The sequence below is a fragment of the Gemmata sp. genome, assembly GCF_051859125.1.
In the GTDB taxonomy this organism is placed as follows: Bacteria; Planctomycetota; Planctomycetia; order Gemmatales; family Gemmataceae; genus Gemmata.
In genome coordinates this window covers 1-19,707 of record NZ_JBHYGG010000273.1, presented here as the reverse complement: position 1 = coordinate 19,707, position 19,707 = coordinate 1, and the positions used below count along the sequence as shown (strand labels likewise).

General features: G+C 70.1%; 15 protein-coding genes. 10 read left to right on the top strand and 5 right to left on the bottom strand.

Annotation, left to right across the window (positions count from 1 at the left end):
* Positions 1-161 precede the first annotated feature (161 nt).
* Complete coding sequence (rplK, locus tag ACTIGN_RS27300) at positions 162-626, top strand: 50S ribosomal protein L11 (protein WP_439629846.1); 465 nt, start codon at positions 162-164, stop codon at positions 624-626.
* Positions 627-735: 109 nt separating this feature from the next.
* On the opposite strand, the gene csrA is transcribed toward rplK, so the two are convergent.
* The gene (gene csrA / locus ACTIGN_RS27295) at positions 736-951 is read right to left on the bottom strand and encodes a carbon storage regulator CsrA (RefSeq protein ID WP_439629844.1); all 216 of its coding nucleotides are present in this window, start codon (positions 949-951) and stop codon (positions 736-738) included.
* A 645-nt stretch (positions 952-1,596) separates the two neighbouring features.
* Positions 1,597-5,184: a methionine synthase gene (gene metH / locus ACTIGN_RS27290; RefSeq protein WP_439629842.1), complete on the bottom strand. Its 3,588-nt coding sequence runs from the start codon at positions 5,182-5,184 to the stop codon at positions 1,597-1,599.
* A gap of 254 nt (positions 5,185-5,438) precedes the next feature.
* Between metH and ACTIGN_RS27285 the strand changes: the two genes are divergently transcribed.
* The 7 genes from ACTIGN_RS27285 (at position 5,439) to ACTIGN_RS27255 (ending at position 12,196) form a co-directional block, all read left to right on the top strand.
* Entirely contained in the window at positions 5,439-6,086 is a 648-nt protein-coding gene (locus ACTIGN_RS27285) for a bifunctional 4-hydroxy-2-oxoglutarate aldolase/2-dehydro-3-deoxy-phosphogluconate aldolase (protein WP_439629840.1), read from the top strand.
* Positions 6,087-6,353: 267 nt separating this feature from the next.
* Positions 6,354-7,337: a PfkB family carbohydrate kinase gene (locus ACTIGN_RS27280; protein ID WP_439629838.1), complete on the top strand. Its 984-nt coding sequence runs from the start codon at positions 6,354-6,356 to the stop codon at positions 7,335-7,337.
* 33 nt (positions 7,338-7,370) lie between these two features.
* Positions 7,371-8,540: a DUF1559 family PulG-like putative transporter gene (locus ACTIGN_RS27275; RefSeq protein ID WP_439629836.1), complete on the top strand. Its 1,170-nt coding sequence runs from the start codon at positions 7,371-7,373 to the stop codon at positions 8,538-8,540.
* A gap of 231 nt (positions 8,541-8,771) precedes the next feature.
* The gene (locus tag ACTIGN_RS27270) at positions 8,772-9,476 is read left to right on the top strand and encodes an NAD(P)H-hydrate epimerase (RefSeq protein WP_439629834.1); all 705 of its coding nucleotides are present in this window, start codon (positions 8,772-8,774) and stop codon (positions 9,474-9,476) included.
* A gap of 171 nt (positions 9,477-9,647) precedes the next feature.
* Positions 9,648-10,421 carry a cupin-like domain-containing protein gene (locus tag ACTIGN_RS27265; protein ID WP_439629832.1) on the top strand — a complete coding sequence of 258 codons (774 nt, stop codon included), beginning with the start codon at positions 9,648-9,650 and terminating at the stop codon, positions 10,419-10,421.
* Between the two features lie 229 nt (positions 10,422-10,650).
* Positions 10,651-11,370: a PEP-CTERM sorting domain-containing protein gene (locus ACTIGN_RS27260; protein ID WP_439629830.1), complete on the top strand. Its 720-nt coding sequence runs from the start codon at positions 10,651-10,653 to the stop codon at positions 11,368-11,370.
* 226 nt (positions 11,371-11,596) lie between these two features.
* Complete coding sequence (locus ACTIGN_RS27255) at positions 11,597-12,196, top strand: peroxiredoxin (protein ID WP_439629828.1); 600 nt, start codon at positions 11,597-11,599, stop codon at positions 12,194-12,196.
* Between the two features lie 35 nt (positions 12,197-12,231).
* On the opposite strand, the gene ACTIGN_RS27250 is transcribed toward ACTIGN_RS27255, so the two are convergent.
* The 3 genes from ACTIGN_RS27250 to ACTIGN_RS27240 all read right to left on the bottom strand — a co-directional run bounded on the left by ACTIGN_RS27250 (position 12,232) and on the right by ACTIGN_RS27240 (position 17,648).
* Positions 12,232-13,227, bottom strand: coding sequence for a PDZ domain-containing protein (locus ACTIGN_RS27250; RefSeq protein WP_439629826.1), 996 nt, complete (start codon positions 13,225-13,227; stop codon positions 12,232-12,234).
* Between the two features lie 76 nt (positions 13,228-13,303).
* Positions 13,304-14,623: a S1C family serine protease gene (locus ACTIGN_RS27245; RefSeq protein ID WP_439629824.1), complete on the bottom strand. Its 1,320-nt coding sequence runs from the start codon at positions 14,621-14,623 to the stop codon at positions 13,304-13,306.
* A 1,390-nt stretch (positions 14,624-16,013) separates the two neighbouring features.
* Positions 16,014-17,648, bottom strand: a complete 1,635-nt coding sequence (locus ACTIGN_RS27240) for a S41 family peptidase (protein ID WP_439629822.1) — start codon at positions 17,646-17,648, stop codon at positions 16,014-16,016.
* A gap of 244 nt (positions 17,649-17,892) precedes the next feature.
* Between ACTIGN_RS27240 and ACTIGN_RS27235 the strand changes: the two genes are divergently transcribed.
* Together ACTIGN_RS27235 and ACTIGN_RS27230 are read left to right on the top strand one after the other, a co-directional pair.
* Positions 17,893-18,582 carry a histidine phosphatase family protein gene (locus ACTIGN_RS27235; RefSeq protein WP_439629821.1) on the top strand — a complete coding sequence of 230 codons (690 nt, stop codon included), beginning with the start codon at positions 17,893-17,895 and terminating at the stop codon, positions 18,580-18,582.
* A 294-nt stretch (positions 18,583-18,876) separates the two neighbouring features.
* Positions 18,877-19,638 carry a sensor histidine kinase gene (locus tag ACTIGN_RS27230; RefSeq protein WP_439629819.1) on the top strand — a complete coding sequence of 254 codons (762 nt, stop codon included), beginning with the start codon at positions 18,877-18,879 and terminating at the stop codon, positions 19,636-19,638.
* The last annotated feature ends 69 nt before the right edge of the window (positions 19,639-19,707 follow it).

Sequence of the window (19,707 nt, the reverse complement as noted above, 5' to 3'; positions counted from 1 at the left end):
AAGACCGGGCCGCCCTTCTTCCCGATCTCCAACGTCCCACCACCAACGTCTCCAAAAGAAACATCCCCTCCCCGCGACGGAGGGGGCGTGTTGTTTGTCACCAGCCGTAAGGCGAACGACCCTGGTCCGGCGCGCGCGGCAGGGCGTTTTCGAGGCGAGTCATGGCAAAGCAGGTTACCGGCTACGTGAAGCTCCAGTGCCCCGGTGGTTCGGCCACCCCGGCCCCGCCCGTCGGCCCGGCGCTCGGTGCGCACGGCGTCAACATCGGCATGTTCGTGAAGCAGTTCAACGAGAAGACGAACAACCCGGACATGAAGGGGCTGATGCTCCCCGTGATCATCACGGTGTACTCGGACCGGAGCTTCGAGTTCAAGATCAAGAGCCCGCCCGCGGCGGTCCTCATCAAACTGGCCGCGAAGATCCCGGCCGGCAAGAAGCAGGGCAAGGAAGTGATCCCCGCCGAGGCCAAGAAGGGCGGCAAGTACAAGGGGTTCTCGCTGACCAAGCAGCAGATCGAGGAGATCGCCAAGAAGAAGATGGCGGACCTGAACGCCCGCGACGCCGAGCACGCGGCCCGCATCATCGAGGGCACGGCCCGCAGCATGGGGATCGTCGTCCAGGCGTGACCGATGGGGCGAGCTGAGCGACGAACCGTTCGAGCGCCCGGGGACAGGCCCGGGCGTTTTCGTTTGAAGTGAGGGCGACGGCGGGCGGAGCGGAGGGGCGGACTCGAACTCAGGCGCCCGGCTCGGCGGCGTCGGTCTTCGCGGCGACGGGCTGCGGGGCCTTGGTCCCGTGGATCGCCTCGTACACCTCCTCGCGGTGGACCGGCACGTCCTTCGGGGCCACGATCCCCAGGCGCACCTTGTCGCCGCGGATCTCGATCACGGTGATGACGATGTCGCTATTGATGACGATCGACTCGTTTTTTTTCCTGGACAGCACGAGCATGGGTGTCTATCTTTCCGTGAGTGTGGTGCGACGGGCCGGCCCTCCCGCCTGGTCCTCCGTATCCTCTGGGGTCGAGTCCGCACGACTCCGCGGGCGTGGCCGTTGACCCGGTCCTCGAACGCACGACGCACGTTCCGATCACGTCTCACGTCAAGCGGGTCTTGCCGCGCAGCCTGCGCGTGCCGTTCCAGCCCATTCCGTAACATCCACTGTAAAAGCCGCTGCCGCCCACAGTCAAGGAACAATCACTACAAGACTTACGGAATTTCCCATTTTACCAGGCCGTCGTGACAGACGGACGGCGGGGCTCGGTGGCCTCATCCCGAATCTCATGGATTCGTTTCTATCTGGTGGGGCAGGCATTCTTGCCTGCCTCCAGCCGCCGACAGAGGCAGGCAAGAATGCCTGCCCCACCAGGCGGAAGATCGGGCCTCATACCAAATCTGGGTGATCGGTAGCTGCGGCGTCTGCTTGCCCTCCCCCCTTGTGGGGGAGGGTGGCGAGGCTCTGCGAGCCGGGTGGGGGGGGAACGCACGACGAGTTGTTGTGGCTTCCCCCCCACCCGCTCCTCGAAGACTCGGAGCGACCTCCCCCACCAAGGGGGAGGTCAAATACAAAGGGGGTACTCTTCAACCCGCGTTGGGATCACTCCACCGCCAGCATCCCCTGCGACGCGAGCACGTTGAAGTACTTCGCCTTCGGGTGGTGGACCACGACCGCCGTCGTGCTCTGCTCCGGTTCGAGCTGGAACGTGTCCGTCAGCGTGATGCCGACGCGGGTGGGGTCGATGAGCGTGAACAGCGGCGCCTGGTCCTCGAGGTTCGGGCACGCCGGGTAACCGAAGGCGTACCGCCGGCCGCGGTAGTGGCCCTTGAACAGCTTCCGCACTTCCGGCGCGTCGTCGGAGCCGATGCCCCACTCGGCGCGTAGCTGCTTGTGGAACAGCTCGGCGAGCGCCTCGGCCGACTCGACGCCGAGCCCGTGCAGGAACAGGTAGTCCTGGTACTTGTTCGCGTCCCGCAGCTTGTTGCACGCGACCGTGACCTCGTGGCCCATCGTCACCGCCATGAACGAGACGTAGTCGACCGCCCGGCCGTCGCGGAGCGGCTCGACGTAGTCCGCGAGGCACAGGAAGTCGCCGAACTCCTGCCGCGGGAAGTCGAACGTGGTGCGGGGCGTCGTGTGGTCGTCCTCGAACACGGTGAGCGTCGTGCCGTCGCTCGCGGCCGGGAAGAACCCGTAGGCCGCGGCGGGGCGCAGCACGTTCTCGCGCAGCACGTACTCCTTGAGCCGCGCGAGTGCGGGCCGGGCGGTCTGCTCGATCTGCTCGGCGTACTTCTTCGGGTCCACGCCGCCCTTCTCGAACCCCCACTGCGTGCTGAACAGCGTGAGTTCGTTGAGGTAGCCGAAGACCTCGGCCATGTCGAAGTCGGTGCGGACCCGCGAGCCGAGGAACGGCGGCTTCGGCACGCTCGGCGCGGCCGGCAACCCGGGCGCGCGCCGCGGCAGGTCGAGCCGCGGCGTGCGGGGACCGTCGGCCGCCCGCGGCTTGCCGTTTCCGTTCGCTTCGGAACCGGGGGACCGACGTCCCCCGCTCGCCGCGCCGCGGTTCTGCGCAGCCTCCGAGATCAACTTGATCATCGGGCTGCCGGACCGCTGGATCTTCTTTCGCGCCGCCAGCTCGTCCATCACCCGCAAGCCCTCGAAGGCGTCCTCGCCGTAGTAGAGGGTGCCGCGGTAGATCTCGCGGAGGTCCTTCTCGACGTACCTGCGGTTCAGGGCCGCGCCGCCCAGAATCACGGGCGGGGCGAGGCCGCGCTCGTTGAGCGTGATGAGGTCTTCCTTCATGATGACGGTCGACTTCACCAGCAGCCCGCTCATGCCGATGGCGTCGGCCCCCTGCTTCTGGAACTCCGCGATCATGCTCTCGATCGGCTGCTTGATGCCGAGGTTGTACACCTTGTAGCCGTTGTTGGTGAGGATGATGTCCACGAGGTTCTTGCCGATGTCGTGGACGTCGCCCTTCACCGTGGCGAGCACGATCTTCCCCTTCTCGGACCCGGCGACCTTCTCCATGAACTGTTCGAGGTACGCGACGGCCGCCTTCATCACCTCGGCCGATTGCAGCACGAACGGCAGTTGCATCTGCCCGCTGCCGAACAGCTCGCCGACGACCCGCATGCCGTCGAGCAGCACCTTGTTGATGATGTCGAGCGGCGAGTACCGGTCGCGGGCGAGGTCGAGGTCGGCGATCAGCGTCTCGCGGCGGCCCTGGATGATCGCCTGCCGCAACCGCTCCTCCACGGTGTCGCCCAGCGACGTGCCCTTCTTCGACTCGGTCTTCTTGTCGGCGTAGTGCGCCATCAGTTCCTGGAGCGGGTCGCCGGTGGACCGGTCGTCGAACAGCAGCCGCCGGCACAGCTCCTTGCCGGTGTCGTCGATGCTCGACAGCGGCATGATCTTGGCCGCGTGGAGGATGGCCGAGTCGAGCCCGTAGTCCAGGGCGTAGTGCAGGTACATGCTGTTGAGCACCTGCCGCGTGTACGGCGTCAGGCCGAACGAGCAGTTCGACAGCCCGACGTGCGTGAGCGCGCCGGGGAGGTTCTGCTTGATGAGCTTGATCGCCTCGAACGTGGCGATGGCGCTCTTGCGGGTCTGCTCCATGCCGGTCGAAACCGGGAACACGAGCGGGTCGAACATCAGGTCGGTCGGCGGGATGCCGTACTCGTTCACGACGATGTCGTAGATCCGCCTGGCGACCTCGAACTTCCACTCGGCGGTGTCGGCCTGGCCCTTCTCGTCGATGGTGAGCGCGACGAGCCCGGCCCCGTACTTCTTGGCGAGGATCGTCTTCGGGTCGAGCGTCTTGCGGCCGTCTTCGAGGTTGATCGAGTTGATGATCGCCTTGCCGGAGCACAGCTTCAGCCCGGCCTCGATCACCGGCACCTCGGTGCTGTCGAGCATGATCGGCTTCGTCAGCACCGCGTTGTACCGCTTGATCGTCTCCTTCATGTCGCGGACGCCGTCGCGGCCGACGTAGTCGACGCACACGTCGAGGACGTGGACCCCCTCGCGCTCCTGCTCGCGGGCCATCTCGGTGAGCCCGTGCCAGTCCTCCTTTTCGAGCAACTGCTTGAACTTCTTGGAGCCGTTCGTGTTGGTCCGCTCGCCGACGAGCAGCGGCCGCGGTTCCGTGAGCAGGTCCTGCCCGGCCAGCAGGCTCGACGCCATCGGCAGGTACTTCGGCGTGCGGGGCGTCGGCTTCTTGCCGTGGACGCGCGCCACGACCGCCGCGAGGTGCTCCTTCGTGGTGCCGCAGCAGCCGCCGATGATGTTGACGCCGAACTCGGACACGAAGCGGTCCATCCAGTCGGCCAGCGGTTCCGGCGCGAGCGGGAAGTACGTCTCGTCGCCGCGGGTCTCGGGCAGCCCGGCGTTCGGCAGCACGCTCAGCATCTTCCCGCAGTGCCGGCTCAGGTGCCGGATGCTGTCGAGCATCAGGTCGGGGCCGACGCCGCAGTTCATGCCGATGACGTCGATCTCGTCGAGCGGTTCGAGCGCGACGAGCGCCGCGGGCACGTCCGTGCCGGGGAGCATCTTCTGGTTGGCGTCGATGATCGTGAGTTGGACCATCAGCGGGAGGCGCACGCCGGCCCGCTTCATCTCCTCGATGGCGGTGATGGCCACGCACTTCGCTTGCAGCAGGTCGAAGCACGTCTCGATGAGGATGGCGTCGACGCGCTCCTCGATCATGACGCGGATCTGGGTGCGGTACGCCTCGGCGAGCGTGTCGAAGTCGACCCAGATGGCCGGGTCGATGATCGAGGGCATCTTGGTGCCCGGCCCGATGGAGCCGATCACGAACCGCGGCCGGTCGGGCGTGGCGAACTCGGCGGCCGCCTCGCGCGCGAGCCGGATGTTCAGCCGGTTGATCTCGACCAGCTTCTCGCCCATGCCGAAGTCGTCGAGGACGATCTGCGAGGCGTTGAACGTGTTGGTCTCGACGCCGTCGCACCCGGCGGCGAAGAACCCGCGGTGGATGTCCTTGATCCACTCGGGGTGCGTGTAGACGAGCGCGTCCGACAGGTTCATCAGGTGCTTGCCGTTCGGCGCGTAGCCCCAGTCCTTGTCGGTCGGCTTGTACTTGTGGAGGCTCGTGCCCATGCCGCCGTCGAGGACGACGACGCGCTCGCGGGCCAGGTTCAGGAAGGGGTGGTTCAGGGCGGCAGGCATGGCGGGTCCGGGGTTGTTCGACGAGGCACCAGTAGTTGTACCGATTCGGCTGCAAGTTCTAAGCCAGATTCGCGGGGAAGGCGGGAGGTTCGGGGCCGGAGGGGAAGACGGATGAACCACAGAGGCACAGAGACACAGAGAAAACCGGAGAGAGACCGTTGTTCGAAAAACTGCCGCTGTCTTCTCTGCTCTGTGTCTCTGTGCCTCTGTGGTTAACAATCTTCTCTTTCTTCCCGACCCGCTACAATCTTCGCATGAGCCGCGAAACCGACCTCCAGCGCGTCCTCGACTGCGGAATCGTCTCCGTGGTCCGGTTCTCCGACCCGGCCCCGCTCGTCAGCGTCGTGAGGGCGCTGGCCGACGGCGGGGTGACCGTGGCCGAGGTCACGTTCACCGTGCCCAACGCCCTCGACGTGATCCGGGCCGCGAAGCAGCAACTCGGGGACCGCATCCTCCTCGGGGCCGGCACCGTGCTGGACACCGAGACGGCCCGTGCGGCGCTGCTGGCCGGGGCCGAGTTCCTCGTCTCGCCGAGCCTCAACGTCGACGTCATCAAGATGTGCCGGCGGTACGACAAGCTGGTGATGCCCGGCGCGTTCACCCCGACCGAGGTGGTGGCCGCGTGGGAGGCCGGGGCCGACATCGTGAAGGTGTTCCCGGCGGAGGTCGTCGGCCCGGCGTTCTTCCGGGCGCTCCGCGGCCCGCTCCCGCAGGTGAAGCTGATGCCGACCGGCGGCGTCGACCTGACCACCGCCGGCGAGTTCCTCAAGGCCGGGGCCGTGTGCCTGGGGGTCGGGAGCCAGCTCGTGGACCCGAAGCTCGTGGCCGCCGGCGACTTCGCGAAGATTACCGCACTCGCGAAGCAGTACGCCGAGGTGGTGCGGAAGCACCGGGCCGGGTAGCGCCGCACCCCGTGCGTGATTTCAACCCTGAAAGGGTTGTATTCCACAGCCCAGGGTCGCCGCTTCGGCGCACCCTGGGAACCGCGTGGTGCTGTGATGAAATCCCGGCGAGATCCGCGCGACGTGGCTGGCGGGCCGCCACGGAGGGCGGCCCCTACCAGAGATTTGCCTTTGGTTTGTAGGGGCCGCCCTCCGTGGCGGCCCGCGTGGGGCGAACGACTCAACACGGCAAGCTAGTACCTCAACCCCTTTCCCGATCCGCCACCCATGCCCGATCTCATCGCGTTCGGCGAAGTCATGGTTCGGCTGGCCCCGCCGCACTTCCAGCGGCTGGAGCAGGCCCGGTCCCTCGACGTCGAGATCGGCGGGGCGGAGTTCAACACCGCCGCCGGGCTCGCGCGCCTGGGCCGGTCGGCCGCGTGGGTGTCGCGGCTCCCGGACAACCCGCTCGGCAAGCTCGTCGCCAACCGGGTCCGCGAGGCCGGGGTCAGCGACCGGTTCGTACAGTACGTGCCCGAGAGCCGGTGCGGGCTGTACTTCCTGGAGTTCGGCGCGGCCCCGCGGCCCAGCTCGGTCCTGTACGACCGCAAGGAATCGGCGATGGCCGGCGTGGGCCGGGGCGCGTTCGAGTGGGCCACGGTGTTCGCCGGCGCGCGGTGGTTCCACGTCACCGGGATCACCGCGGCGCTGAGCACGAGCGCCGCCGAGGTCGTGGACGAGGCGCTGCGCGCGGCTAAAGCGGCGAACGTCACGGTGAGCATGGACCTGAACTACCGGGCCAAGCTGTGGACCCGCGACAGCGCCTCGCAGGTCATGGGGCTGCTGCTCCCGATGTGCGACGTGCTGATCGCCAGCGAGGCCGACGCCGAGCACCTGTTCGGCATCACCGGTCGGGACTTCACCGACGTGGCGAAGAAGCTGGTCGACAAGTTCGGCGTCACGACGGTCGTCGGCACCCGCCGCGAGGCCGACCTCGTGTGGCGGAACCGGTTCGCCGCGGTCGGGTACTCGGGCGGGCGGACCTACGAGTCGGCGTGGCACGACGTTGAGGTCGTGGACCGCCTCGGGGCCGGCGACGCGCTCGCCGCCGGGCTCATCCACGGGCTCCTCGACGGCGACCTGAAGAAGGGCATCGACTACGGTGCGGCGATGGGCGCGCTCAAGCACACCGTCCCCGGCGACATCCCGTGGCTCACCCGCGACGAGGTCGAGGCCGCGGTCCGGGGCCAGGGGCTGCGGATCAAGCGGTGACCGATTTCGACGCCACGCCCGAAGAGGTTCGTCATGCGCTCTCGCCCGGGGTTCGGTTTCGTTATGCTTCTCGCCGCGTTGTCGCTTCCGGCGTGCAAGCGGCAGCCCGTGGAACCGACGCCCGAGGCTCCGTCGAACCCCGACAAGGATGCCGCACCACCGGCCAAGGACGCCCCGCCGCCGGTTCTCGACTCCACCGAGAATCTCAAGCGAATCTGCGCCGCCGTAGCGAAGTACGCGGAGGCGAACAAGGGGCAGTACCCGCTTCCGGGGGTTGCCATTCCCGGAAACCCGAAATCGCAACCGGGGCTGAGCTGGCGCGTCCGGCTTCTGCCGTTCCTCGATCAAGACGCGCTCTTCAAGAAGTTCAAACTCGACGAGCCGTGGGACAGCCCGACCAACAAGCCGCTGGTAAGCGAGATGCCGGCCGTGTACGCGAGCAAGCCGACCCCTGCTGACCCTGGCCTCACGCACTTCAAGGCGTTCGTTGGCGAACAGACAGTCTTTCCACCGGAGGGCCTTGGGTCTGAACTCTTAGCTGGACTATGGTTTCCGCATATCCGCGACGGGACAGCGAACACGATCATGGTGGTCGAAAGTGGCGACGCCGTCGTCTGGACGAAGCCCGACGACATTCCTTACCACGCGGAGAAGCCCCTACCCGAGTTGAAATTTCGCGGCGAGTCGAAGATTCTCGTGGGGATGTGCAGCGGCTCCGTGCTGAAGGTCGATCTCGGCCGGGTCTCGGAGCGAACACTTAGGAACGCCATCGAGCGGTCCGACGGGGCGGAACTCGGGAAGGAATGGCACCGGGCCCAGGGCCCATTGAAGACCTTTGAAAAGGTGACCACGTTCAATTTCGACCCGAGCGACAAAGCCAGGAAGTTGGATGCGTCCCGGAAAATGGAATTGGAGTCAGCAGAGACTTACGCTTTCTGGCTTGTTGCGGAACCGGCCGCACAGGTTGTCACCGTCGAGTTCACGGCGTCCGCCTGCCCGGTTTCGATTTCCGTGTTCAACGTCTCCGACCCATCGGGCAAAAATGCCTTTCTCGCCGGCGATACCAACAAAGCGATCGCCACGACGACCGCGAAGAGCGGCAAACTTGTCGCGGCTGTGCCCGCGAAGACGGAGGTTTGGGTATTGGTCGGGGGGGTTACCAAGACTACCTCGGTCGATGTGAAGCTGAGCAACGACCAGTAACTGCTCGGTCGAAGTCCTGTCGAGATCCGCAACTGTGGTTGGCGGGCCGCCACGGAGGGCGGCCCCTACAAACCCAAGACGAAACCTCTGGTAGGGGCCGCCCTCCGTGGCGGCCCGCGTGAGGCCGAGGACTTCGACCGAGCAACCAGTAACCTGAGCCCCCGCGTGGGGAACCAACCGCGGGGGCCAACCCCGTGCTCGCAGAAGGGCTGCGGCGGAGCAGGGGCACACATGGAGACACCGTTCACCCTCACCCGCGCCGCGGTCCGCGAGTTGGACCGCCGGGCCATCGACGGGTTCGGCGTCCCCGGCGTCGTGCTCATGGAGAACGCCGGCCGCGGGTGCGCCGACCTGCTGGCCCGGCTCAACCCCGAGCGGCGGCCGACGGTGATCCTGTGCGGCCCCGGTAACAACGGCGGCGACGGGTTCGTCATCGCCCGGCACCTCGACAACCGCGGATGGCCCGTCAGCGTCCACGTCCTCGCCCGGCACAACCGCACCGCCGGCGACGCCGACGTCAACTTCGACATCCTGTACACGTCCGGCATCCACTTCACGCAGTACCGCCCGGACTACTTCGACCAGCCGCACCGCGACCTCTTCGTGAGGCAGGCGTTCGCGGAGCCCGGGTGGGTGGTCGACGCGCTGTTCGGCACGGGGCTGTCGCGGCCGCTCGCCGCGCCGTTCGACTGGCTCGTCGGTGCGGTCAACGACTCCGGGTTCCCGGTCCTCGCCATCGACATCCCCTCGGGGCTCGACTGCGACACCGGCGAGCCGCTCGGCCCGACCGTGCGCGCGACCCACACCGCAACGTTCGTCGCCCCCAAGCGCGGGTTCCTGAACCCGGCCGCCGCGGACTGGACCGGTCAGGTTCATGTGATCGACATCGGCGCGCCCCGCGTGCTGATCGACGAGTACCGCACCCGCCCCGGTTGACGCCGGATCCGGTCCGAGCCCGAGCGCCGAGCGAGGGGTGAGCGTGAACCCTCGCTCGGCGCTCGGGCTCGGACCGGCACTGAGGGGCTCACGCTCACCCTCGCTCGGCGCTCGGGCTCGGACCAACACCGCCCCCCGACTCGATCCGACCGCCGGCCCCGGAGGTTCCCCTTGCCCGAGATCGACCGCCTCCCGACGTTCGACCGCGCGACCCTCGACCGGTACGTGCGGGCCGGGCGGCCGTTCCTCGTCCCGGGGTACGGCCGCGACTGGCCGGCCCGCACCAGGTGGACCGCCGAGTACCTCGCGGCCGCGTGCGGCGACGCACCGGTTCCGGTCAGCCACTACCCCGACGGGGTGACGCTCGCCGAGAAGGTGAAGATGACGGTGCGGGGCTACCTCGCGGCGATCGCCGCGACCCCCGAGAGCTGGCGGCACCACTACATGGAGTCGGTCGAACTCGCGGAGCTGTCCGAGGCGCTGTACGCCGACGTCGGCGTCCCGGCCGACACCGACGACCTGCCCGGCGTGTCCGACACCGTGTTCTTCGGGCTGAACACCGGGAGTTGCTGCCACATCCACGCGCACGAGGAAGCGGTCGTGTTCCAGGTGCTCGGGACCAAGACGTTCACGCTGTACCCGCCCGGGGACGTCGCGAACCTGTACTTCGAGCCGGTGACCCGGGACTACCGCCGGAGCCGGGTGAGCTTCCCGGGCGCGGACCTCGCGAAGTTCCCCCGCGCCCGGCGGCTGCGGCCGACCGAGGTGGTGATGGCGCCCGGCGACGCGCTGTACCTGCCGGTCCACTGGGCGCACTGGACCGCGGCCGACGGGTTCACGTTCACGCTCACGCGGTTCTTCGCGGCCCGGCTCCGGCACTACCGGTTCCCGACCCCGGGGCTCCGCGCGGTCCTCGGCGGCCTGCTCGCCGCGGCCCGCCGGTAGGGCCGCCCGGACCCGCGGCACCGGGGCGCGTCCGGTGCCGCACCCGTGGGCACCCACGGCGGGCCGCGGGGCCGGCGTCACGCTGGGCAAGCTGCGGGACGCCGGCACCTCGATTCCACTATGTTTCTAGCAGTTTCTCGGCCCGTTCACCTTTTTTCTGCGCAAGTCCCCGGTATGGTCCCGGCCGATTCGGGCACAGACCAGTGTGGTGTGAATAAAGGGTGCGCTTATGCGTCGGCTCCCGGCGTGGACGGTCGCGGTCGTCCTGGGCTCTAGCGCGTTGGCCCCGCAGTGTGCGGCGGCCGCGGACGGGTTCTGGGTGTCTCTCGCGTCGGGGGTCGGGGACGCCCCGACCGAGTACGCGGAGTTCTCGTTCGACTCGCCCCACGCCCCGATCGTCATCAACCAGCTCACCGGGACCGGCCCGGGGCGGATCGTCACCGGCGGGGGCACGACGTTCTACACCGGCCCGTCGTCGCCCCCGATCCTGGTCCCGACCTCCGACGGGTACGCGACCATCACCCCGGGCGAAACCGTCCCGGCCGGGGCCCCCCCGCGGTTCGCGGGCGGCACCCCCGCGTCGGGTGCGCCGCTCGCCGGCTCGTCACCCGAGGGGGCGAACCTCGCGTCGGTGTCGCTGACGGACGGCGAAAACGGCTCGAAGGTGCTGACGGTCGGCGTGACCGACGCGAACGGCAACCCGCTCGGTCAGGGGAGCATCTCGGTCGGGCCGGACGGGTGGTGGGTGATCGGCCTGGGCACCGCGGCGCTGGACGGGGAGGAGCCGCCGCCGGTGATCGAGGAGCCGCCGCCCCCGCCGCCGGTCGACCCGGTCCCGCCCCCGACGCCGGACAACGGCCCGGTCGCCACGCCCGAGCCGGCCAGTGCGGTGCTCTTGGGGGTGGGCGGGCTGTTCGCGGCGGGCTTCCGCCGGCTCCGCCGCAAGTGAGCACCAGAGGACAGAACCTCAGACGGGCAGAGGCCAGAAGCGGAAGACGAGCCCGCGTCGATTCCCGCCCCGCTGTCCTCTGACGTTCCGGCCTCTGGTGTGGGCCGCGGGCATCGGGGCGCCCGATCCGTCGCCTTGCCCGGGGTGCTGGAAAGGGCACGCGGGGTCCGTAAAGATGTGAGCATGGGCCGGCACGCCGCCGGCCCGAATCACAGGAGCGACCCCGATGCCGGCCCAGATCCAGAAGGAAGCCCCGGACTTCACCGCCGACGCCGTCGTCGGCGAGGACTTCAAGCAGATCAAGCTGTCCGACTACCGCGGCAAGAAGTACGTCGTCCTCTTCTTCTACCCCCTCGACTTCACGTTCGTGTGCCCCACCGAGATCGTCGCGTTCAGCGATCGGGTCAAGGACTTCCACGACCGCGGGGCCGAGGTGCTCGGGTGCTCGGTCGACAGCAAGTTCACCCACCTCGCCTGGATCAACACCCCCCGCGACAAGGGCGGGCTCGGCGGCCTGGGGTACCCGCTGCTGGCCGACGTGTCGAAGAAGATCTGCGCCGACTACGGCGTGCTCCTCGACGGCGGCGTCGCCCACCGGTCCACGTTCGTCATCGACCTCAAGGGGGTCGTCCGGGCGATCACGCACCACGACCTCCAGATCGGCCGGAGCGTGGACGAGACGCTGCGGGTGCTCGACGCGCTCCAGTTCTCGGAGACGCACGCGGGCGAGGAGTGCCCCGCGAACTGGACCAAGGGCGGCGCGTCGATCAAGGTCGGCGTGAAGGAGTCGAAGGAGTACTTCGAGAAGACCCACGCGAAGAAGTGACGGCCGCGGGCGTCCGGCCCACCGGGGCCGGACGCTCACTTCAGCTCGATCCCCTTCAGTTCGTTCCCCTTCAGTTCGACCCGCTTCAGCTCGACCCCCTTCAGCTCGATCCCCTTCAGCTCGACCCGCTTCCCGTCGCGGACCACGGCCGCCGCGACGCGCCCGGCGGGGATCCCGGCGACCATGCGAGCGAAGGCGGCGGGTTCCCCGGTGACGGGCCGGCCCGCGAATTCGACTACGACGTCACCGACCCGGAACTCGGCCACGGCCGCGGGGGACCCGTCGAGAACCCCGACGACGCGGAGCCCGGCCCCGTTCCGCTCGGCGTCGGCCGGCGCGACCGTGGCGAGCCGCAGCCCGAGCCGCACCGGGCCAGCGACGCGGACCCCGGGCGGAACAGCCGGAACGGGCGGCGCGACCGCCGGGGGCGGGCCTCCGTTCGCGGACCGCGCCCGGGCGGCGGCCTCCTTGGCCGCGACGAACCGCAGCACCGCGTCGGGGTCGAGCGGGTTCTGCCGCCGCTGCTCGGCGGCCCGCTGGAGTTGCGTTTCGTACCACTGCGCGTCCTGCGCCAGCTTGAGCGCCACCGGGTCGGGCCGCGGTGCTTGGGGCGGCCGCCGCATCGGGGGCGCGATGCCCCCGGGCGCACCTGGCGGGGCGGGGTTGGCCGGCGGGGCCGGGGACCGGACCCGCTCCTGGACCCGCCCGGTCAGCTCCTTCTCGAGAGCTTCGAGTTCCCTCACGACCCCCTCGACGGCCTCGCCCTTCCGCGCCGCGGTCTCGACCGCGACCCGCAGCGCGACCAGTTCCCGCGGCGGCGGCACGGCCGTTCCGGGCGGCGGGTACGTCCACCCGCGGGCGAGGAGTTGGTCGAGTGCGGCGAGGGCGGTGGTCACCTCGGCGACGTTCGCGCCCCGCTTGTTCGCGGCCGCCACGGCGTCGCGGAGGTCGGACAGGTCGGGTGCGTCCGCGGCCCGGGCGGGCACGGGTAGGGCCGCGACGAGGACCGCGGTAAGGAGGAGGCGGGGCATGGGGCGAGCCTCGGCGGGGGAGTGCCGGGCCGGGCGGGGGGCGGCGGTTGCCCCGCTTCGCCCGCCCGGCCGCGGGTCAGTCGCGGACGTTGGTGCCGGTCACCTTGACCGACTTGAGCAACTCCCCGACGGTCTCCAGGTACTCGGCGGGCACCTTGTTCAGCTCGTCGGTGCGGTGGAACATCCCGTTGCCCTCAATCGTCACCTCGCTCAGCACCAGCCCGTTCTCGGCCCTGGTGCCGACGACCGTGTACGTCATGCCGCCGCGGGTGGCGACGATCGTGTACTTGCCGTTCGACAGGAGCACGCTCGTCGTCGTGCTCCTGGCCCCGCCGCCCGCCCCCGCGGGCGGGGCCGCCGGTTCGGCCCGGGGCACCGCGTCGCGGTCGCGGCGGGGCACCGGCCGGGCCGCCGGGAACTCGATCCCCTTCAGCTCGACCTTCTTCCCCTTGCGGACCACGACCGCGTCCACCTTCTCGCCCCCGCGGACCGCGTTCACCTGGCGGGTGAACTCCTCGGGCGCGTCGGTGACCGGCTTGCCGGCGAACTCGACGACCACGTCGCTGGACTTGAACCCGGCCTTCTCCGCGACCGACCCCTCCAGCACCTCGGTGATGCCGACGCCGGTGCCGGCCCCCAGGCCGAGTTGCTCGGCGACGAGCGGGGTGATCCGCTCGAGCCGCAGCCCGAGGCGGGCGCGCTCGGGGACGCGGATCGCGGGGTTCGCGAAGTCGAGGTCGGGGAACACCATCGCGCCGCCGCCGCCGTTCGCGAGCGCCTTGAGCATCAGCTCGCGGGCCTCGGCCAGCAGCTTGAGCGCCTCGGCGTCGTCCGCGTCCTTCGCCCGCATCTCGATCGCCTTGCGCATCAGGTCCTGCGCCTTCTGCAGCTCCTCGGCGTTGACGCCGGGGCGGGCCGGGAACGGGAACGGCCGCGCGAACGGCTGTTGAAAGTCCGGCCGCACGAACGGATTCGGGTTCGGGCGGATCGGCGGGTCGACCACCGGCGCGGGCTTGGGGCGGTCGAGGACGCGGCCGGTCATCGCCTTCTCAACGGCCTCGAGTTCCTTCTGGATCGCCTCGACGGCCTCGCCCTTCTTGGCGGCCGCCTCGACCGCGTCGCGGAGCGCGACCAGTTCCGGCGGCGGCGGCACGGTCTTGCCCGCTTGGGGGGCGGTCCGCCCCTTGGCGAGCGACTTCTCCAGGGCGTCGAGCGCCTGGCCGACCTCGGTGACGTTCGCGCCGCGCTTGTTCGCGGCCCTCACGGCGTCGCGGAGGTCGGACAGGTCCGGCCCCTTGTCCTGCGCGGCGGCCGTCCGCGTTCCGAACCCAACGAGCGAAGCGGCCAGTCCGAGCACGGCCAGCGCCGCGAGGGATCGGCTCTTGATGTGGTCCACGGCAGCAAGCCTCCGAATAGACGTGCGGAGCAACACCCAATCATTTCACCACCGACCCCCCGGCAAGACCAGGGGAATCGGCGCAGCGTTACACAGGTAAGACGAATCGGCAGGGCCGACGGTTCGCACCGCCGCGACCCGGTCGCGCCCGCACGGGGCGCACATTTTCGCGATTCCGGTTTGACGCGAACGGGACCGTTCGGCATGTACAAATAGCCACGTCTTCGCCGCGGCACCCAGCGGCCCCAGGGTTTGCACCCTCCGCCCCGGAACCCAGGGTTCACACCCCGGGCTACGCACTGTCGTCCCTCCGGGACTTGATGCATTGAGCCCCCGAAGGGGGCGGCAGTGCGTAGCCCAGGGTGCAAACCCTGGGTCCGCGTCCGACCCACGCATCTCCTTCCCCCCGCGTGCCCCGATGCCCACCGCCACCCTCGACATGGAGACCGTGTACGCCCGCGCCGCGGACCTCCGCGCCGACGGGTGGACCTGGACCGCCACCGCCCGCACCCTCGACATCGACCCCGAGGAGCTGAAGGCGCTGTGCCGCGGCAACCCGGTCTATCGACGCCGACTCGCCGCCGCGCGGCGGGAGTTGATGCAGGACACGCTGACCGAGTCGATGCTCGTGCTCCGCGTGCAGCTCCGCACCGGGAACCCGTCGGAGGGGCAGAAGGCGGCCGAGGCCCTGTGCCGGATCGAGAACACGTTCACCCGGCACCGGAACGCGCGGGCGAAGGAGCGCGCGAAGCGGCCCCCGCCGGACCCGCGGCTCGCGACGCTGGACGACGCACGGATCGCCCGCCAGCGGTGGTTCGCCAAGCAGGTCGACGAGGAGCTGGCGCGGCTGGGCGAGGTGTACGAGAAGGTGGACCCGGACGAGTTCTGGGACCGGAGCTACGCCTCCCTGGTCGTGTGGAAGCGCCGGCTCGCCGGCGAACTGGTCTACCCCGGCGACCTCCCGCCGCCCGAAGGCGACGACCCCGACGCCACCGGCGACCTCGCGCCCAACGCGCCGACCGACCCGAGCGCGCCGACGAGTGGCTCTCGTCCCTCTCCCCTTGCGGGAGAGGGTGGCCGCGCTTCGCGGCCGGGTGAGGGGCCGCCACCTGAGCGCCCCGGCATCGCGGCCCCCTCACCCGCCGCTCGCGGACTCGCGGCACCCTCTCCCGCGGAGGGGAGAGGGCAAGATTCTCCGGACCTCCTCCTTGGTGGGGGACAGGTCGCGACGAGTCCTCGAGTCGCGGGTGAAGGGGGAAGCGTTGACCACCCCTGTGCGTCTCCCCCCCACCCGGCTCGCAGAGCCTCGCCGCCCTCCCCCACCAGTGGGGAGGGCAAGCAGTGCAGAGCCGCAACCGGGTCCGCCCCCTGCCCATCGCCCGCGGCCGCGTCACTTCTTCCCAAGGTGCTTCCGCAGGTAGACGAGGGCGGTGAGGCGGTACGGGTCGGCGGCGGGGTCGTCGAACGGCAGCGCCTCGCGGCTGTCGGCGGGCCGCAGCGCGTGCAGGTCGGCCTGGCGGCGGAGTTCGGCGGACTTGTCGGCGGTGACGGGCACCTCCAACCCCTCGTCGGGCCGGATGCCCCAGTCGTCGGTCGGCTGGCTGTCGGGCTTCCGCATCCGGTTCTTCCCGTTGGGCCGGAACGACGTGCCGGTGGTGACGCGGAACTGCACCCCGGCGAACCCCGCGTCCCGCACGTTCTGGACCGACGCGCGGCCGACGCTCCGCTGGCCGACGACCACGCACCGGTCGTTGTCGCGGAGCGCCGAGGCGATCAACTCGCCCCCGCCGGTCGTCTCGCTCCCGACGAGCAGCACGAGCGGCAGGGTCGAGAACTGGCCGCCGCCGGGCGGGGTGCGGATCTCGTTGGCGGTCCCGGCCTGGGCCGCGTTGCGGTAGTCCATCTTGGCGATGACCGAGTTGTCCTTCAGGAACATCCCGGCGATGCGGGTGCCCGGGTCCACGTACCCGCCGGGGCACCACCGCAGGTCGAGGACCAGCGCCCGGCACCCCTGCTTCACGAGGCCGTCCATCATCTCGGCGAACTTGGCGTCGAGCCCGGTCTCGATCGGGCCGAGCCGGATGTAACCGATCTTGTACTCGCGGTCGAGCACGCAGTCCCACTTGTCGTCGGCGGTGCGGAGCACGCCGAACGCGCTCTCGGGGGCGTACGGCTCGCCCCTGAGGGTGGCGGTGAACGGCTTCTCGTCGCCGCGGCGGAACGTGAGGGTCCGGTCCTGCGCCTTGGGCCGGCCCGTGGCCGGGTCGAACGCCTGCGACGGGTTGGCGAGTTGCGCGAAGAGAGCGTTGGCGGTTTCGGGGGTGACCTCGGACCCGTTCAGGTGGGTGACGACGTCGCCCGGCTTGATGCCGGCGCGCTGGGCCGGGCTCCCGGGGATCACCCGGCGGACCCGCCACGTCGCGCCGGCGGGGGAGGCGAGTTCGTGCGCCCGCTGCACCGGCCCGAACCAGCCGGCCGGCGCGTACCGCCCGAGGGCTACCCCCTGCTCGACCTGGTACAGCGCCCACCGCATCCCGACGACGCCCTCGAGTTCGATGCCGACGCCGAAGTCCTGGTCGACCGACGCGAACGAGTTGATGCGGGCGCTGTACAGCCCGCAGAGGGGGTCGGTGGCGTGCTTGAACCCGTTCATGGCGGCGAACAGGGACCGCGCCCCGCGGAGGTTCGGGTGGTCGCCGAGGAGCACCCGAACGTCGGTCAGCACCTCGACGAGTTCGACCGCGGTGCCGGCCCGGGCGAGCGCCTCCTTCACCTTGTCGGGGACGTCGGCCCCGGTCTCCTCGTACAGCCCGCGGACCGCGGCCGCGATCAGCTCCCTGGTGTGGTCGGGCTTCGGCGTGACGTAGGTGACCGCGACCTGCTCGGCGAGCTGGTAGACCATGCGGGCGAGGTTGAGCGCCTGGTTGCGGTCGACGCCGCCGGGGGCCTTCAGGGCGGGCACCGCGGGGACCGGAGCGGGGGCGGCCGCGGCGGCGAGCAGGGCGAGGGCAACGAGTCCGGTCATGGTGTCCCTTCCGGCGGGTGGGCACCCTTGAGTGTCCCGCGTGTGCCGCCGGCGTGCAAGGCACGGTTCGTAACATTGCAGGGACAGAGGACAGAGGGCGGGAACGGTGCTGGGCGAACCCTGAGCGCCAGCGAGGGGGTGCGCCTCACCCCCTCGCTGGCGCTCAGGGTTCGCCCACCCACAGCGTCTTCCCCTCCGTGCCCGTGCCCGATTCGTTCCGCCGCCCCCGAACCCCGAGGTTCCCGTGACCGACCCGATGTCCCAGCTCCCCGCGGTGGTGTGGCTCGCCCGGCACGCCGAGACCGCCGCGCCGACGGTGTTCCACGGGGCCGAGTCGGACGTCGCGCTGGGCGAGCACGGCCACGGGCAGGCGCGGGCGGCGGCGGGGTGGTTCGCGGAGCAGGGGCCGACGGCGGTGGTGTCGTCGGCGATGGTGCGGGCGTTCGACACGGCGGCCCCGATCGCGGCGGCGTGCGGCGTCCCGCACCTGGTCGAACCGCAGCTCCACGAGCGCAAGGTCGGGCCGCTGTCGCGGATGCCGCGGGCCGAGGCGGACCAGGTGTGGGACGCGACGACGGCCCGGTGGGTCGCGGGCGACACGGGCTACTCGGTCCCGGGGATGGAGTCGTTCGACGAACTCCGCGCCCGCACGCTGCCGGCGTTCGAGCGGGCGGTGCGGGCGCACCCGGGCGGGCGGGTGGTGGTCGTGTGCCACGGGGTGGTGTGCAAGGTGCTGCTCCTGAGCATCCTCCGGGGCCGCGGGCCGGGCGACTGGGTGAACATCGGCAAGATCCCCAACCTGGCGACGAGCGTGCTGGTCCCGGAGCCCGACGGACTCTGGCGGGCCGAGGAACTCTTGTTCGTGCCGCCGCCGGTGCTCGCCGCGAACGCCGCCGCGGGCACCGACCCGAGCGTGCGGAAGACGGAAGCATAGGGAACGTGGAGTGCGGAGTGTGGAATGCGGAATTCAAGCAAAGGCAGAACCCAACGGACCCGTCGCACGCCGGGCCGCGGCGCGCGATTCTTGACTCCGATTTCCGCGTTCCGCACTCCGCACTACCCGACGGGTCCGATTGTGCGGTTCGGATGAAGTGGTCCGGCGGGCCGGTCGATACCTGCTGTGAGCAGTGGGCCACGCCCGGCCAGAACGGGATCGCTGGGGGGACTCCGACCGCGACGCGGGCGGAGCCGGCGAAGCTGGGGGCGGCCCCTTGCAGGGGGAACGTGCATGACCGGCGAAGAGGTGCTTGCCCCGGTGAGCGAGACCGAGACCCTCCGGCAGCAACTGCTCCAGGCCCAGCGCCTGAGCAGTGTCGGGGAGTTGGCGTCGAGCATCGCCCACGAGTTCAACAACATCCTGACCACGATCATCAATTCGGCCAAGCTCGGGATGCGGAACCCGGACGTGGGCGACAAGCAGACGGCGTTCGAGCGGGTCATCAAGGCGGGCCAGCGGGCCGCGGTGATCGCCGGGGGCATGCTCGGGTTCGCCCGCAAGAGCGGGAGCCACCGGCAGAACTGCGACATCGCCCGGCTCGTCGAGGAGGTCCACATCCTCACCGAGAAGGAGCTGCTCAAGTCGCGGGTCCACGTGGACATGAAGTTCCACGCGCGGCCCCGGGCCTGGGCCGTCCCCGGGCAGATCGAGCAGATCCTGGTGAACCTGATCCTCAACGCCCGGCAGGCGATGCCGACCGGCGGGCGGCTGAAGATCGAGGTCCGCGAGAACGCCGACGGCGACACGGTCGAGGTGAAGGTCGCCGACACCGGCACCGGCATCCCGCCCGAGCAGATGCGGATGATCTTCGAGCCGTTCTTCACCACCAAGCAGCCGGACGAGTACGGCCGCGGGGGCACCGGCCTGGGGCTGAGCGTGTGCCGGCAGATCATCGAGCAGCACCAGGGCCGTATCCGGGTCGAGAGCGTCGTCGGCAAGGGCTCGACGTTCACCCTCAAGCTCCCGAAGCGGCTCCCGGACGACCCCGAGTGAGCTTTTGGCGAACCCTGAGCGCCAGCGAGGGGGTGTGTCCACCCCCTCGCTGGCGCTCAGGGTTCGCCC